At 71.4% G+C, this 14,790-nt stretch carries 16 protein-coding genes; 3 read left to right on the forward strand and 13 right to left on the reverse strand.

Annotation, left to right across the window (positions count from 1 at the left end):
• Window positions 1–5: 5 nt before the first annotated feature.
• Together menD and EDF31_RS07465 are read right to left on the reverse strand one after the other, a co-directional pair.
• Entirely contained in the window at window positions 6–1,811 is a 1,806-nt protein-coding gene (gene menD / locus EDF31_RS07460; protein ID WP_131845851.1) for a 2-succinyl-5-enolpyruvyl-6-hydroxy-3-cyclohexene-1-carboxylic-acid synthase, read from the reverse strand.
• Window positions 1,804–2,160, reverse strand: a complete 357-nt coding sequence (locus EDF31_RS07465) for a PLD nuclease N-terminal domain-containing protein (RefSeq protein ID WP_131921755.1) — start codon at window positions 2,158–2,160, stop codon at window positions 1,804–1,806. Before EDF31_RS07465 ends, menD begins: the two co-directional genes overlap by 8 nt.
• A 64-nt stretch (window positions 2,161–2,224) precedes the next feature.
• On the opposite strand from EDF31_RS07465, the gene EDF31_RS07470 reads away from it, so the two are divergent.
• The gene (locus tag EDF31_RS07470) at window positions 2,225–2,560 is read left to right on the forward strand and encodes a DUF4229 domain-containing protein (protein WP_123292098.1); all 336 of its coding nucleotides are present in this window, start codon (window positions 2,225–2,227) and stop codon (window positions 2,558–2,560) included.
• Between the two features lie 12 nt (window positions 2,561–2,572).
• On the opposite strand, the gene EDF31_RS07475 is transcribed toward EDF31_RS07470, so the two are convergent.
• The 4 genes from EDF31_RS07475 to EDF31_RS07490 are packed head-to-tail and all read right to left on the reverse strand — an operon-like array spanning window position 2,573 to window position 6,134.
• The gene (locus EDF31_RS07475) at window positions 2,573–3,574 is read right to left on the reverse strand and encodes a 1,4-dihydroxy-2-naphthoate polyprenyltransferase (RefSeq protein ID WP_131845706.1); all 1,002 of its coding nucleotides are present in this window, start codon (window positions 3,572–3,574) and stop codon (window positions 2,573–2,575) included.
• Window positions 3,575–3,624: 50 nt separating this feature from the next.
• On the reverse strand, window positions 3,625–4,755 hold the full coding sequence (locus EDF31_RS07480) for an AMP-binding protein (RefSeq protein WP_131845707.1): 1,131 nt from the start codon (window positions 4,753–4,755) through the stop codon (window positions 3,625–3,627).
• 16 nt (window positions 4,756–4,771) lie between these two features.
• Complete coding sequence (locus tag EDF31_RS07485) at window positions 4,772–5,701, reverse strand: 1,4-dihydroxy-2-naphthoyl-CoA synthase (protein ID WP_111084280.1); 930 nt, start codon at window positions 5,699–5,701, stop codon at window positions 4,772–4,774.
• Between the two features lie 22 nt (window positions 5,702–5,723).
• On the reverse strand, window positions 5,724–6,134 hold the full coding sequence (locus tag EDF31_RS07490) for a hypothetical protein (protein ID WP_123292094.1): 411 nt from the start codon (window positions 6,132–6,134) through the stop codon (window positions 5,724–5,726).
• Between the two features lie 133 nt (window positions 6,135–6,267).
• On the opposite strand from EDF31_RS07490, the gene EDF31_RS07495 reads away from it, so the two are divergent.
• Window positions 6,268–7,257 (forward strand): o-succinylbenzoate synthase, encoded by a 990-nt coding sequence (locus EDF31_RS07495; RefSeq protein WP_131845708.1) that lies wholly within the window; start codon window positions 6,268–6,270, stop codon window positions 7,255–7,257.
• A 119-nt stretch (window positions 7,258–7,376) separates the two neighbouring features.
• On the opposite strand, the gene ccsB is transcribed toward EDF31_RS07495, so the two are convergent.
• The 6 genes from ccsB to EDF31_RS07525 form a co-directional block, all read right to left on the reverse strand.
• Window positions 7,377–8,405, reverse strand: a complete 1,029-nt coding sequence (gene ccsB / locus EDF31_RS07500) for a c-type cytochrome biogenesis protein CcsB (protein WP_131845852.1) — start codon at window positions 8,403–8,405, stop codon at window positions 7,377–7,379.
• 5 nt (window positions 8,406–8,410) lie between these two features.
• The gene (locus EDF31_RS07505; RefSeq protein WP_243649926.1) at window positions 8,411–10,120 is read right to left on the reverse strand and encodes a cytochrome c biogenesis protein ResB; all 1,710 of its coding nucleotides are present in this window, start codon (window positions 10,118–10,120) and stop codon (window positions 8,411–8,413) included.
• The gene (locus EDF31_RS07510) at window positions 10,104–10,802 is read right to left on the reverse strand and encodes a cytochrome c biogenesis protein CcdA (protein WP_123292336.1); all 699 of its coding nucleotides are present in this window, start codon (window positions 10,800–10,802) and stop codon (window positions 10,104–10,106) included. Before EDF31_RS07510 ends, EDF31_RS07505 begins: the two co-directional genes overlap by 17 nt.
• Window positions 10,803–10,847: 45 nt before the next feature.
• Entirely contained in the window at window positions 10,848–11,468 is a 621-nt protein-coding gene (locus EDF31_RS07515) for a TlpA disulfide reductase family protein (RefSeq protein WP_123339052.1), read from the reverse strand.
• A complete protein-coding gene (locus tag EDF31_RS07520) occupies window positions 11,465–12,121 on the reverse strand; it encodes a histidine phosphatase family protein (protein ID WP_123292091.1) in 657 nt (218 codons plus the stop codon). Before EDF31_RS07520 ends, EDF31_RS07515 begins: the two co-directional genes overlap by 4 nt.
• Window positions 12,122–12,189: 68 nt before the next feature.
• Window positions 12,190–13,680, reverse strand: coding sequence for a SulP family inorganic anion transporter (locus EDF31_RS07525; protein ID WP_131845709.1), 1,491 nt, complete (start codon window positions 13,678–13,680; stop codon window positions 12,190–12,192).
• Window positions 13,681–13,749: 69 nt separating this feature from the next.
• On the opposite strand from EDF31_RS07525, the gene EDF31_RS07530 reads away from it, so the two are divergent.
• Window positions 13,750–14,124 carry a MerR family transcriptional regulator gene (locus tag EDF31_RS07530; RefSeq protein WP_111084475.1) on the forward strand — a complete coding sequence of 125 codons (375 nt, stop codon included), beginning with the start codon at window positions 13,750–13,752 and terminating at the stop codon, window positions 14,122–14,124.
• A 248-nt stretch (window positions 14,125–14,372) separates the two neighbouring features.
• Here EDF31_RS07530 and EDF31_RS07535 read toward each other — a convergent pair whose 3' ends face one another.
• A complete protein-coding gene (locus EDF31_RS07535; RefSeq protein WP_131845710.1) occupies window positions 14,373–14,726 on the reverse strand; it encodes a hypothetical protein in 354 nt (117 codons plus the stop codon).
• Between the last annotated feature and the right edge of the window lie 64 nt (window positions 14,727–14,790).

A 14,790-nucleotide genomic window follows, 5' to 3' on the forward strand; every position in this document is an offset into this window, starting at 1 on the left:
CCGCGTCAGTCGGCCAGCGGGACCTCGATCACGACCCGCTCGGCCGGGTCGGTGAGCACCCGCTCGAGGTCGCCCCACGTCTCCGCGCGGCGGTACTCCCAACCGAGCCCGGTCACGACCCGTTCGACGTCGACGTGCTGCGGGGTCGACATCATCCGGCGCATGTCCTCTGGTGGAGTGGTGCGTGCCACCTCGAGCCCGCGGAAGATCGCGCCGCCGTGGTCGTTGCCGACGACGACCTGGACCCGGTGCGTGCGCTCCTCTGTCCCGGTGACGAACGCCCCGAGGTCGTGCAGCAGGGTCAGGTCGCCGAGCAGCACGCGCGTGGTGCCCACCGACGCCGACGACTGTTCCAGGGCCGCGGCGATCCCGAGCGCCGTCGACACGGTGCCGTCGATGCCGGCGAGCCCGCGGTTCGCGTGCACCCGGATCTTCTTGCCGAGCACGCGCCCGTCGGCGACGCGGATGATCTGCGAGGCGCCGAACACGAGCCGGTCGTGCGGCCACGTCACGCCCCACACGGCGTCGGCGAGCATCGCGCGGTCGACGGGTCGTCGACGGAGGGCGACCTCGTCGCGCAGGAACTTGTTGCGTTCGGCGCGGTCCGGGGACCGCTTGGCACCGAGGTCGGGTCCGGCGTCACCGTCGCCCAACAGCTGACGGCTCGCGCCGACCCAGCGCCCGACCCACGCACGGTGCTCCGGCCGGGTCCGGCCCGTCACGCGGACGTCGGACACGAAGGTGGTCAACGATTCGCTGGGCCCACGCCGCCGGTTCCCGGGCGACGCGCCAGCGGCGTCCGGGCCGTGCCGGTGGGGAGAGGCGCGGGCCGGGTCGAAGGGATCGGCCGCGTGTCCGCGGACCACGAACGTCTCGACCCCCTGCCGCTGCAGGAGCGCCGGGACCTCGCGACTGAGGGTGGGGTGGCCGAGCACGACGGCACGACGGACCACGCCGCCGAAGTCCTGGTCGCGCAGGAGTTCGCGGTAGGTGACGACGAGGTTCCGGCCGAACCGTGCGCCGCTGGAGACCTCGGCGAGCAGGGGCGCGCCGAGCTCCCACGCGATGCGCTCGGCGTCCTCGCCGGCGTCGTGCCCGGCGATGACGACCGTGCCCGGTTCGTCGTCCGGCGACAGCTCGGCCACCGGGAGTCCGCCGTGCGCACGACGGGTGGCGAACGCGGTGTCGACCTCGTCGTCGGGGACGCCCTGCACGCGGTCGGCGTCGAGGCCGGCGGACAGGGGTTCACGGAACGCGACGTTGAGCTGCGCCGGCCCCGGCTGTCCGGTGTGTCCGGCGGCTGCGGCGACGGCCTGGCGGGCGAGGTCGCGGAGCGCTGCACGCACCGAGGCGTCGGCTCCGTGCGCAGCGGGCGCCTCGACGTCGCGGACGAAGGCGACCGCGTCGCCGAACAGCCCCGGCTGGACGGTGGTCTGGTTGCTTCCGATGCCGCGGAGCTCGTCCGGCCGGTCGGCGCTCAGCACGATCATCGGCACACCGGAGTGGTGCGCTTCGAGGACGGCAGGGTGCAGGTTGGCGACGGCGGTGCCCGAGGTCGTCACGACGGCGGCCGGTCGACCGGACTCCACCGCGAGACCGAGGGCGAAGAACCCGGCGGTGCGCTCGTCGAGCCGGACGTGGACGGTCAGGCCGCCGGCACGCTCGAGGGCGACGGCCGCGAGCGCCAGGGCCTGGGATCGCGAGCCCGGACTGACGACGACGTCGGTGACGCCGGCGCGCACGAGTTCCTGCAGCAGCGTCAGGGCAGCATCCGTCGCCGGACTGCCCGATCCGGCGGGACCGTCAACGATCGGTGCGGCCGTCGTCGTCTCGGTCGTGGAACTGGTCTTCGAGGTCTCGGAGGGTCGCGTCGTCCTGGTCCTTGTCCGTGAGGGTGTCCCCCGGAACGGGCGTGGTGCCGAGGAAGTCCGGGTCGTCTTCGGGTCCACGGTACCGGGCGGTCGTGCCCGGCGACGCCGGTGAGCGGCCGAGCAGGAACCAGAGCACCCCACCGAGGACGGGGAGGACGATCACGAGGAGGATCCAGACACCGCGCCTGAGGGATCGGACACGTTCGCGGGGCATCGTCGCGCAGTCGATGGCCGCGTACACCGTGAAGGCGACAGCGGCGACGACGACGATCAACCACAAGCGGACCATGCCCAGGAGTCTAGGTCGCGAGCCTGTGACGACCCTGCCGGTCGGCCGTCCGTAGACTCGCAGGGTGAAAGCGTGGCTCCTGTACACCCTGGCCCGGCTCGGCATCTTCGCGGCGGCGCTCGTGCTCCTCCGGCTCCTGACCCCGATGCCCTGGTACTGGGCGACGATCATCGCCGCCCTCGTCGGGCTGCTGGTGTCCTACATCGCGCTCGCCGGACTCCGCACCAAGGTCGCCCTGAGCCTGGCGAACCGCCGCGGTGGCCCGGAGCGCGATGCGGACACCGACTTCGAGGACGACTTCGTCGACGCGGCGGACACCGACGCCGCGGACACCCCGACCGTGCGCCCGGTGTCGGACGCCGACCGGCACGCGGCGCGCCGGGACACCGACGCGGAGTAGCCCGGCGGAGTCCTACGGCTGGACGGCGAGCGTGATGCCGAGCACGACGCCGAAGACCAGCGAGGCGAACGACGACAGCTGCAGTGCCGTGATGAGTTCACGGGGCTTGCGGGACGACACCCCGATCGCGAGCGCCGGCAGGGCCAGCAGCAGCGAGAAGTACGTGAAGCCCGTGCGGAAGTAGAGCAGGACGAACCAGAGCAGCACGACGTACGGCAGCAGCAGGAACAGGCCGTACAGCACCCGTGCCACCGGTCGTCCGACGACGACGGCCAGGGTGCGCTTGCCGGCGAGACGGTCCTCGTCGATGTCGCGGATGTTGTTCACCATCAGCACCGCGCAGGCGAAGAACCCGGCGGCGACCGCGGCGGCCCACCCGCTCGTGGTGGCCTGGCCGATGAGCACGTACTGGGTGCCGAGCACGGCGACGAGGCCGAAGAACACGAAGACGAAGACCTCGCCGAGCGCGTTGTACCCGTAGGGCTTCTTGCCGCCGGTGTAGAACCACGCGGCGACGATGGCCGCGGCGCCGACGAGCAGCAGCCACCACAGCTGGGTGAGCACCACGATGACGATCCCGGCGACCGCAGCCAGCCCGAAGAACGTCAGCGCGACGGTCAGCACCGTGCGGGGCTTCGCGAGCCCGGCCCCCGTCAGTCGAGCGGGGCCGACGCGGTACTCGTCGGTGCCGCGGACCCCGTCGGAGTAGTCGTTGCTGTAGTTCACGCCGATCTGCAGGAACAGTGCCACCGCCAGGGCGAGCAGCGCGATGGCGAGGTGCCCGTCCTGCGCCAGGAACGCACCGAAGTCGCCCGTGGTGCCGCTGTCGACGAAGCCCACGGTGGTGCCGAGCACCACGGGGACGACGCCGAGCGTCAGGGTGCGGAGCCGTGCCCCGCCGATCCAGTCCCGCGCGGTCGCCCGGCGCTTCGAGCGGACTGGGGCCGCAGCCTTGGCCGGGTTGCCCGAGCGGCCCTGCTTGTGCGTCGTGTTCTTCGTTCGTGCCACGACCACCGATCCTATCCGCGCCGCGACGCACCGCACCGCGGTGCCGACGCGCGGGCCTACGAGGACGCCATGTCCTGGATCGCCCGCCGGTCGGGCTTGCCGGACGCGAGCATCGGCAGCCGGTCGACCACCACCACCGCGGCCGGACGTGCCGCTCGGCCGAGGGCGTCGCCCACGTGGGACCGGACGGTGTCGAGGTCGAGCGGCTGCTCGGTGACGACGACCGGCACCTCGCCCCACTCCCCCGAGGCCCGTCGGGTGACGACTGCACCGTGCTGGTCGGGCAGGTCGCGCACGAGCCGCTCCACCGCGCCGAGCCGGACCTTCTCGCCGCCGGAGATCACCACGTCGTCGAGGCGTCCGAGCACCCGGACCACCCCGTCCGACACCGCGGCGGTGTCCCCCGTGCGGTACCAGCGCAGGCCGTCGCGCTCGACGAAGGTCGCAGCCGTGCGGTCCTCGTCGCCGAGGTACCCCTCGGCGAGCATCGGACCCGCCAACTGGAGCTCCTCGTCCACCACCGCGGTGCGGACGGTCCCGAACGGCACGCCGTCGTACACGCAGCCGCCGCTCGTCTCGCTGGCGCCGTAGGTCGTCACGATGCGCACGCCCGCGGCGACCGCTCGCTCGCGGAGCGCCGCCGGGGTCGCCTGCCCGCCGACGAGGACCGCGTCGAACCTGCCCAACGCAGCCGTCGCGCGGTCGTCGTCGAGCACGCGGGCGAGCTGCACGGGGACGAGCGACGTGTAGCGACGGGGAGCCGCTGGGCCGGTGACGAGCTGGTCCACGGCGTCCGCGAACGCCGTGGCGTCGAAGTGCCCCGGTGCCACGACGACCGGCGTCGTCCCCGCGGCGATCGAGCGGGTCAGGACGTTGAGGCCCGCGATGTAGTGCGTGGGCAGCGCCAGCACCCAGCTGCCCGGTCCGCCGAGCGCTGCGTCCGCCGCTGCGGCACCGGCGAGGAGCGCCTCGGACGAGAGGGCCACGCGCTTGCCGGTGCCGGTGGACCCGCTCGTCTCGACCACCAGGGCGACCCGCTGCCGGACGTCGGCCGGTGGCGGGGTCGGCAGCGCCGGTGTCCCTTCGGCGACGGGGAGCAACGCGGGGCCGCCGGCGAGCGCTGCCTCCAGGCCGCGGAGCACCGCCAGCGGATCCGACGTGCCCAGCGCGACCAGCGGACGGGTCATGCCGGCACCGCCGGGCTCAGTAGTGCCACGGGAACGACGTCCACTCGGGGGCGCGCTTCTCGAGGAACGAGTCGCGGCCCTCGACGGCCTCGTCGGTGCCGTAGGCGAGCCGCGTCGCCTCGCCCGCGAAGACCTGCTGGCCGACCATCCCGTCGTCGACGGCGTTGAACGCGTACTTGAGCATCCGGATCGCCGTCGGGGACTTGCCGAGGACGATCTCACCCCAGCGGATCGCCTCACGCTCGAGGTCCTCGTGCGGGACGACCGCGTTCACCGCACCCATCTCGTACGCACGCTGCGCCGAGTACTCCTGCGCGAGGAAGAAGACCTCGCGCGCGAACTTCTGGCCGATCTGCTTGGCGTAGTAGGCGCTGCCGTAGCCGCCGTCGAACGACCCGACGTCGGCGTCGGTCTGCTTGAACCTGCCGTGCTCGGCGCTCGCGATGGTCAGGTCGCAGATCGCGTGCAGCGAGTGCCCGCCGCCGGCTGCCCAACCGGGGACCACGGCGATGACGACCTTGGGCATCATGCGGATCAGGCGCTGCACCTCGAGGATGTGCAGTCGTCCCATCGACGCCTGCGCGGCGGCCGGGTCGACTCCCTCGGGCGGCGCACCCTCGTCGCCGACGTACTGGTAGCCGCTGCGCCCCCGGATGCGCTGGTCGCCGCCGGAGCAGAACGCCCAGCCGCCGTCCTTCGGGCTCGGGCCGTTGCCGGTCAGCAGGACCACGCCGACGCGGGGGTCCTGGCGGGCGTCGTCGAGCGCCCGGTAGAGCTCGTCGACGGTGCGCGGACGGAAGGCGTTCCGTACCTCGGGCCGGTCGAACGCGACCCGGACGATCCCCTTGGAGACGTGCTTGTGGTACGTGATGTCCGTGAACTGCTCCGCGATCGGAGCCGCGGTCCAGACGTCGGGGTCGAACAGGTCGGAGACGGGAGCAGCCATGCCCCCAACGTACCGCCGCCGGTCAGGCGCCCATGCCGGTCAGGACCTCAGGGGCGACGAACACCAGGATCACGATGAGGATCACCGGGTTGGCGAAGAAGGCCACCACGACACCGATCGCCCCGTACCACCGGCCGAGGCCACCGACGGCCGCGACGAAGCCGAGCACCGCCGCGATGAGGGTCAGGAAGACCACGACGAAGCAGATCCCGAACGCGAACTCGGTGTCACCGCCCATGAAGACCGCGAAGGCGCTGGCGTCCACCGCGGCGGACACCACCGCGAGGCCGAGGGCGATCTTGCCGACGATCGGGCTGCGGCGCTTCCGACCCGCCGTCTGGCGGACGTCGACGGTGTTCTGCTGCATGAGCCGCGCGAACTCGTCGGTGTCGCGACCGGGGCGCTGCGCACGCTGCTGCGGTTCCCGCGCCACCGCGCCTCCCTCGTTCCGGACGGTTCGATCCGGGTCGTGACCAGTGCCGACCGAGGCCGACCGATGCATGCTAATGCCCTGCCCTGGCGGTCCCCTCCGAGGAACCGGCAGGTGCCCTGGGTGCGGTGGGAGGATGGCCGACGTGCTCCCCGACCTCGCCGAACTCACCGCCGACGCGCACGTGGTCGCCCTGCCCATGCGGGTGCGGTTCCGCGGCATCACCACGCGCGAGGCGCTCGTCCTCCGCGGCCCCTCGGGCTGGACCGAGTTCTCACCCTTCGTCGAGTACGACGACGCCGAGGCCGCCGCGTGGCTCCGGGGCGCGATCGACTTCGGCTGGACCGAGCACGAGGCCGCCGCCGACTCGGTGCCGGTGAACGCCACGGTGCCGGCGATCGCCCCGGACCAGGTCGCCGCACTGCTCGCGCGCTACCCCGGGTGCACCACCGCCAAGGTCAAGGTCGCCGAACCCGGCACCACCGTCGACGACGACGTCGCCCGGGTCGCCGAGGTCCGACGGGTGATGGGCCCCGCGGCCGCCGTCCGGGTGGACGCCAACGGGCTGTGGAGTGTCGACCAGGCCACCGAGGGGCTCGAACGCCTCGCCCCCTTCGACCTGCAGTACGCCGAGCAGCCCTGTCGGACCGTGCCGGAGCTCGCCGCGCTGCGGGCACGGATCGACGGCCTCGGGGTGCGGATCGCCGCGGACGAGAGCGTCCGCAAGGCCGCTGACCCCCTCGCCGTCGCACGAGCCGGAGCGGCTGACGTCCTGGTCGTCAAGGCACAACCGCTCGGGGGCGTCACCGCGGCGCGCACGGTCATCGCCGAGGCCGGGCTGCCGTGCGTGGTCTCCAGTGCGCTCGACACCTCGGTGGGCCTCGGCATGGGCGCGTTCCTCGCCGCGGCTGCGATGTCCCCGGGGTACGCCGCCGGGCTCGGGACCGCCGCGATGTTCGCGTCCGACGTCACCGTGGACCCGCTGCTGCCCGTCGGGGGCCGCGTGCCGGTGCGACGGGTCGCGGTGTCGGCGGACCTGCTCGACCGGAACGCCGCGTCGCCGGAGCGGACGGCGTGGTGGCTCGCGCGGGTGGCGCGGGTGCACGCCGTACTGGCCGCCGCGTAGACCCGTCTTCCCGGCCCTGCACGCGACCGGACGACGGACGGGAGGCACGGTGCCAGCTGGCACCGTGCCTCCCGTCCGGTCCTGGTCGCGACCAGAGCCGCGTCAGTGACGCGCGTCGTTCACAGGCCCGAGTAGCTGTGCAGGCCCTTGAAGAAGACGTTGACGACCGAGAAGTTGAACATCACGGCGGCGAAGCCGATGAGCGCCAGCCAGGACGACCGCGCACCGCGCCAGCCGCGGGTCGCACGGGCGTGGATGTACCCGGCGTAGACGACCCAGATGATGAAGGTCCAGACCTCCTTGGTGTCCCAACCCCAGTACCGGCCCCAGGCACGCTCCGCCCAGACCGCACCGGCGATCAGGGTGAAGGTCCAGAGGACGAAGCCGACGAGCAGGACGCGGTAGGTCAGGACCTCGAGGCGGTCGGCGTCCGGCAGGGTCGCCATGAAGCGGAGCTTGCCCGAGGCGGTCCGGCCCTGGCGGTACGTCTGCACGAGCTGCGCCACCGCGAGCCCCGCACCGAGCGCGAAGAACCCGGTGCCGGCGATCGCCACGAAGACGTGGATGACGAGCCAGTACGACTGCAGCGCCGGCTGCAGCGGCACGACGGGGACCCAGTAGTTCACCGTCGCGATGCCGAGCAGGATGATCGTCAGCCCGGTGATGAAGACGCCGAGGAACTTCAGGTTCTGCCAGAACTGCACGAGCAGGAAGATGAGCGTGATGAGCGCCGTGCCGGTGAGCGAGAACTCGAACATGTTGCCCCACGGCACACGGTCGGCCGCGATGCCGCGCAGGACCACCGATGCGACGTGCAACACCAGCGCGAGGACGGTCATGGCCATGCCGACGCGCTCGAACTTCGTGCCGCGCGCGGCCGAGCCGCCGGCGTTCGCCGGGGGTGCCGCGACCGGTTCGAGCACGACGGTGCCGCCCCGGACGGTGGCGACGGTCTTCGCCGAGTGGGCCGCGCCCACCGAGGCGGTCGCCGCAGCTTCGTCCGAGTCCGCACCAGCGTTCTTCGCCGCTGCCGTCACCTCGCCGGAGCGTTTCGCCATGTCCAGCGCGAACGAGATGAACGCGATGACGTAGACCGCCATCGCGGAGTACGTCAGCACGACCGAGTAGGTCGCGAGGTTCGTGGTCATGTCGTTCACTGGGGCATCCTAACTCCGAGGTCCGACGTGTGGCGCTGTGCGATGTCCGCGACGGCCCGTTCGAGGTTGGGGTCCTCACCGCGGGCGAGGCCCGCGTACTCCAAGTCGTACTCGCCGTGCTCTGCACCCTTGCGGGGGACGACCTTCACCCACACGCGTCGGCGCGGGACGAAGAGCGACGTGAGCAGCCCGAGCGTCGAGAGCAGCGCGAAGGCGGCGACCCACGCCTGCGACGGGTCGTGGTGCACGTCGAGCGACACGTAGCGCTTGACGCCGTCGAAGGTGATCGACCCGGCACCGTTCGGCAGCTTCTTGGTCTGCCCGGGCTCGAGCGCGATGCTCGCCGTGTCGGACTGACGGCCGGCGATCTGCGTGAGGCCCTTGGTGTCGAGCGTGTAGACGCTCTGCGGCACGCCGCTGTCGAGGCCGAGGTCGCCGGTGTAGACCTGCAGCGTCAGCAGCGGGTTCTGCGTGTCCGGGTAGGCGCTCGTGTACGCACCCGAGGCGAGCTTCGACGCTGTCGGGTAGAAGAACCCGACCATGCCGAGCTGGTCCGGCAGCGCGTCCGGCACCTTGATGACTCCGGTGGACGTGTAGTTCGCGTCCTCGGGCAGGAACGGCACGACGTCCTGGAACGCCACGTTGCCCTCGCCGTCGCGCACCGTGACGTTCATCGCGTAGCCGTTGCCGAGCAGGTAGACGTTGGTGCCGCCCACGTGCAGCGGGTCGTTCACGCCCAGACGGCTGGTCGTCGACTCGCCGCCCTTCTCCTTGCTCGTCACGGTCGCCGAGTAGTCGAGCGCCTGGCCGAGGGCGTCGAGGTTGCGCTCCTCGTACTTCGTGACGAACTTGTCGAGCGTCAGGTTGTAGCCCTTGAGGTCGGTCTGCTGGAACCAGCGACCCGGGTTGAACGAGTCGTAGGAGCCGAGGACGTTCGAGAACGTCTGCCCCTCGACCAGCAGCCGCTGGCCGGTGAACCCGAACCCGCCGCCGACACCGACGGCCAGCAGGACACCGACGAGCGCCGCGTGGAACACCAGGTTGCCGGTCTCGCGCAGGTAGCCGCGCTCCGCGCTCACCGAGTCGCCGAAGCGCTCGACGCGGTACCCGGAGCGCTTCAGGATCGCCATCGCGCGCGTCACCGCGTGCTCGCTGGACGGGAGGCCCGTGGTCACGTCGATCCCGGTGGTGCCGTCGATCATCGCGTCGGGCTGCACCGCCACGGTGCGGAAGCCCGCCAGTCGCGTCAGGTGGACGGGGGTCCGGGGCGGACGTGTCCGGAGCGCCTGCCAGTGGTGCTTCGTGCGCGGCACGATGCAGCCGATCAGGGAGACGAACAGCAGCAGGTAGATCGCCGAGAACCACACCGACGTGTAGGTGTCGAAGACCTGCAGCTTGTCGAGGATCGGGTAGAGCGTGGCGTGGTCGGCCTTGTACTGGACGACACCGTTCGGGTCGGCGGTACGCTGCGGCACGAGCGAGCCCGGGATCGCCGCGAGGGCGAGCAGCATGAGCAGGAACAGCGCGGTGCGCATGCTCGTGAGCTGTCGCCAGAAGAACCGGAGCGTGCCGACGAAGCCGAGCTTCGGCTGGTTGATGCCGGCGTCGCCGGGTCCGGAGCCGTCGACGTGGTCGGACGGTCGCTGCGGGTCCGACGCGGTGTCGGCGCCCGTCGCTTCGGTTTCGGGATCAGACCGCGGGGACAAAGCTCTGGATCACCGCCCCGACGCTCGACATGACGGCCGACCAGATTCCGGTGACCATGAGCAGACCGATGACGATCAGGATCGCTCCTCCGATGATGTTGACGGTGCGCATGTGCCGCTTCACGGCGCGGATCGCACCGGTCGCCCAGCCGGCCCCGAGGGCGACGAGGACGAACGGGATGCCGAGGCCCAGGCAGTACGCGACGCCGAGCCACATGCCCTGCCAGGCACTGCCCGACTGCACGCTGAGCAGGTTGATGGCGGCGAGGGTCGGGCCGAGGCACGGGGTCCAGCCGAGGCCGAACACGATGCCGAGCAGCGGGGCGCCGACGAGTCCGGTCGCGGGCGTCCAGCTCGGCTTGATGGTGCGCTGCATGAACGTGAACCGGCCGACGAACACCAGCCCCATCGCGATGACGACGACGCCCAGGATCTGCGTGATGAGGTCGCGCCACCGCACGAGCCAGAACCCGAGCGCGCCGAACACCGTCGTGTACGCGACGAAGACCGCCGTGAAGCCGAGGATGAACAGGAGCACGCCGAGCACGACCCGCCCGCGGCGCTGCCCGCCCTCGGCGATCCCACCGACGTACCCGAGGTAGCCGGGCACGAGCGGGAGCACGCACGGCGACAGGAACGAGACGAGTCCCGCGAGCGCCGCCACGGGCAGCGCGACGGCCATCTGGCCGCTGAGGATCGCCTCGGCGAAGGGGTTGGAGGCCACGGGTCAGGAGGCCTTGCCGGCGTCGACTTCGTCGCTGATCAGGGTCTTCAGGATGCTCGTGCCGTCGACGGCGCCGAGCACCCGGGCAGCCACACGGCCCTTGGTGTCGAGGACGATCGTGGCCGGCACGGCGTTCGGGGCGATCTGACCGGACAGGGCGAGCTGCATCGTGCCGGTCTTCTGGTCGAGGACGGTCGGGTAGTCGACGCCGAAGGTGCGCTCGAAGGCGGCTGCGGTCGCTGCCTCGTCGCGGACGTTGACGCCGATGAACGCGACGTCGTCGGCACCGGCGTAGGACTCGTGCACCTCGTTGAGGTACTTCGCCTCGGCGCGGCACGGCGGGCAGCTCGCGTACCAGAAGTTCAAGACGACGACCTTGCCCTTGAGGTCCTTCGACGAGACGGTGTCGCCGTCGGAGTCCTTCGCCTCGAAGTCGACCGCGTCGGACCGCTTGTCGGCGGTGACCTCGGTCACCGCGCCGTCGCCGGAGATGTAGTTCTGGGTGGTGCCGTTGCCGTACTGCTTGGCGAGGCCACCGTTGTCCGACGAGCACCCGGACAGGACGAGCGCCGCGGCGACCGCCGTCGCTGCGAGGACCGCGAACCGCTTGCTGATGACGCTCACACTGCTCCTTCGTCGATGGCGGTCGCGCGCAGCTCCTGCGCGGGATCCGTGTACCCGACCTCGGTGAACCGACCGGTCGACGTGGCGGGTACCCGTTCGACGGTCGTGATGCTCGACAGGTCGCAGCGGCGCTTGCGTGGGTCGTGCCAGAGCGACTCCCCCGCGAGCTTCCGGTGGACCGTCCAGATCGGCAGCTGGTGGCTGACCAGGACGACGTCGCCGCCGTCCACGCTCTCCCACGCCGTGGTCATCGCGGCGAGCATGCGGTTCGCGATCGACTCGTACGCCTCGCCCCAGCTCGGCCGGAACGGGTTCGCGATCCAGGGCCACTCCGCCGGACGGCCGAGCGAACGCTTCGTGAAGCCCGGGGGCTGCCCCTCGTACCGGTTCGTCGGCTCGATCAGGCGCTCGTCCAGCGTGACGTCGAGCCCGTACGCGGCCGACCACGGCGCCGCGGACTCCTGCGTGCGCTGCAGCGGCGAGGCGACGATCCGGCGCACGTCGACACCGGCGTCCTTCCACGCGGTCGCCGAGGCGAGGGCCATCTGCTTGCCGAGGTCGCTCAGTCCGAAGCCCGGGAGCCGCCCGTACAGGACGCGGTCGGGGTTGTGCACCTCACCGTGCCGGACGAGGTGGAGTCGGGTGGCGGGCATGGGTTCCAGTGTAGGTCGCCCACCGGTGCTCACCGGCCCCACAGCCGATTCACCGGATGCGGAAGCGCTCAGCCGAGCTCGCCCGACAACCGCCCGTGGATGGCCACCGACCCGGTGTTGAGGCCCACGACCTCGACCGTGGACCCGTGCTTGGCGAACCGCTGCTCGACGCCGTCCAGCGCCGCGACCGTCGAGGCGTCGAAGACGTGCGCGTCGGACAGGTCGATGACCACGTGCTCCGGGTCCACGGCGTAGGAGAACCGCGTGACGACGTCGTTCGACGACGCGAAGAACAGGGCGCCGCGCACCCGGTACCGCACGGTGTGCTCGTCGACCGGCTCGCGGACGACGGTGACGACGTGCGCCGCCCGGCGAGCGAAGACCAGTGCTGCGACGACGACCCCGACGAGCACGCCGGTCGCGAGGTTCTCGGTCACGACGACCACCACGACGGTGATGAGCATGACGGCGGTCTCCCCGAGGGGCATCCGCCGCAGGGTTCGCGGACGGATGCTGTGCCAGTCGAAGGTCGCCACGCACACCATGAGCATCACGGCGGTCAGCGCAGCCATCGGGATCTCGGCCACGAGGTCGTGCAGCACGATCGTCAGGACGAGGACCGACGCACCGGCGACGAAGGTCGAGATCCGGGTCCGTGCGCCCGCGGTCTTCACGTTGATGACCGTCTGGCCGATCATCGCGCAACCACCCGTGCCGCCGAAGAAGGCCGACGCGATGTTGGCGACGCCCTGCCCCCAGGACTCCCGCCACTTGCTCGAGCCGGTCTCGGTGATGGAGTCGACGAGCTGCGCGGTCAACAGGGTCTCGATGAGGCCGACGATCGCGACGCCGAACGCGTACGGCGCGATGATCTGCAGCGTCTCGAAGGACAAGGGGGTGACGATGCCGTTGAACCCGGGAAGTGCGGTGGGCAGCTCGCCCTCGTCGCCGACCGTGGGGACGACGACGCTGAAGAGCATGGTGATGCCGGTGATCACGACGACCGCGATGAGCGGCGCGGGCACCGCCTTGGTCAGGAACGGGAAGCCGACGATGATCGCGATGCCGAGGGCGGTGAGCGGCCAGACGACGAACGGGACGTCGGGGCCGAGCAGGTTGGGCAGCTGCGCGGTGAAGATGAGGATGGCCAACGCGTTGACGAACGCCACGTTGACGCTGCGCGGGATGAAGCGCATCAGGCGCGCGACCCCGAGGAACCCGAGCACGAGCTGGAACACGCCACCGAGGACGATCGCGGGCACGAGGTACTCGATGCCGTGTTCACGGACGAGCGGCGCGATGACCAGGGCCACCGAACCGGCCGCGGCGGACACCATCGCCGGACGGCCGCCGACGATCGAGATGACGACGGCGATGATGACGCTCGAGAACAGGCCGACCGCGGGGTCGACCCCGGCGACGACGGAGAACGAGATCGCCTCGGGGATGAGCGCGAGCGCGGTGACGACACCGGCGAGGACCTCGCGGGTCAGCATGCGGGGTGAGCGGAGGGCGGTGAGGACGCTCGGGGCCGCCGGCGCGTGTGTGATCACGGACATCGATCGGAACTCTACCCTCACGTGAGGGTAGAGTTGTGCACTGTGAGCACCACCGACACCCCGGACACGATGCACATCGGCGAGCTGGCGGACCGTGCCGGCATGTCCCTGCGGACGATCCGCCACTACGACGAGGTCGGGCTGCTCGTGCCGAGCGGCCGCACCACGGGCGGGTTCCGGGTCTACACCGCGCAGGACCTGGACCGGCTGCTCGTGATCCGCCGCATGAAGCCACTCGGGTTCACGCTCGACGAGATGGCGGACCTGCTGCGGGTCGTCGACGCGCTGGCGGCGAAGGACCCCGACGACGAGCCCGCGCTGGCTGCACGCCTCGACGAGTACCTCGACGACGCCCGGGCCCGGCACGCCAAGCTCGTCGAGCGCGCCGGCATGGCCGAGGAGTTCATCGGCACCCTGGGGTCACTCCGCGCTTCGCTCCCCTGACCGTGCGGCACCCACCGCCGCAGTGGCCCCCGGGCGCGCACGCTCGGCGCGGAGTCGCGCGCGCTCGGCGCGGAGTCGCGCGCGCTCGTGGTGGGCTGCGTCCCACTCGCGCAAGCGACGTCGGATCTCGTCGTGCTCCCAGATGACACGGCGCGCCTTCCTCGGTCGGAACCGGTACTTCCGCCTGATGCGTTCTCGCCACTCGGCCTCTCGACGCTCCAAGAGCTCGACCACCGGATCACGCTCCGTCACTCCGTGTTCGTCCACGTTGCCTCTCTTCCCGTGATGAGTTCCAACACGATGTTGCCCACCGCCTCGTCGTCGTCGCGAAGAATCTGCATTTCGTACATCGCTTTCGCGCTGGCACGACCGAGCTCAGCGCGACCGATGTCGTCGGCGCACGTCTGGTCCACCGTCCAGACGAAGCGCGACCACGCCCGGTCCCGCTGCTCGCGCGCGACGTCCCGCCGCCACCGGACGACCGCCCACAGCCCACCGACGAACGCCGCGAGCAGCGTGAACGCCGCCGTGCACAGCGCTGCTGCCACGACCGCGACCGCCGCAGGCGGCCAGGTCGCGAGCTCCCCCGTCCCCGTCCCCACCCGGTCCCCCTCTCGTCTCGCGACCCGGCCACGTCGAGAACGCTACGGACCCACTCGACGCCCC

The organism is Curtobacterium sp. PhB142, assembly GCF_004341255.1.
Taxonomy (GTDB): domain Bacteria; phylum Actinomycetota; class Actinomycetes; order Actinomycetales; family Microbacteriaceae; genus Curtobacterium.

Excerpts from the sequence above, each read along its gene's own strand:
- EDF31_RS07465 (WP_131921755.1), bottom strand. The coding sequence starts at position 2,160 with ATGGTCCGCTTGTGGTTGATCGTCGTCGTCGCCGCTGTCGCCTTCACG.
- EDF31_RS07480 (WP_131845707.1), bottom strand. The coding sequence starts at position 4,755 with ATGACCCGTCCGCTGGTCGCGCTGGGCACGTCGGATCCGCTGGCGGTG.
- EDF31_RS07485 (WP_111084280.1), bottom strand. The coding sequence starts at position 5,701 with ATGGCTGCTCCCGTCTCCGACCTGTTCGACCCCGACGTCTGGACCGCG.
- EDF31_RS07495 (WP_131845708.1), top strand. The coding sequence starts at position 6,268 with ATGGCCGACGTGCTCCCCGACCTCGCCGAACTCACCGCCGACGCGCAC.
- ccsB (WP_131845852.1), bottom strand. The coding sequence starts at position 8,405 with ATGACCACGAACCTCGCGACCTACTCGGTCGTGCTGACGTACTCCGCG.
- EDF31_RS07510 (WP_123292336.1), bottom strand. The coding sequence starts at position 10,802 with ATGGCCGTCGCGCTGCCCGTGGCGGCGCTCGCGGGACTCGTCTCGTTC.
- EDF31_RS07520 (WP_123292091.1), bottom strand. The coding sequence starts at position 12,121 with ATGCCCGCCACCCGACTCCACCTCGTCCGGCACGGTGAGGTGCACAAC.
- EDF31_RS07525 (WP_131845709.1), bottom strand. The coding sequence starts at position 13,680 with ATGTCCGTGATCACACACGCGCCGGCGGCCCCGAGCGTCCTCACCGCC.
- EDF31_RS07530 (WP_111084475.1), top strand. The coding sequence starts at position 13,750 with ATGCACATCGGCGAGCTGGCGGACCGTGCCGGCATGTCCCTGCGGACG.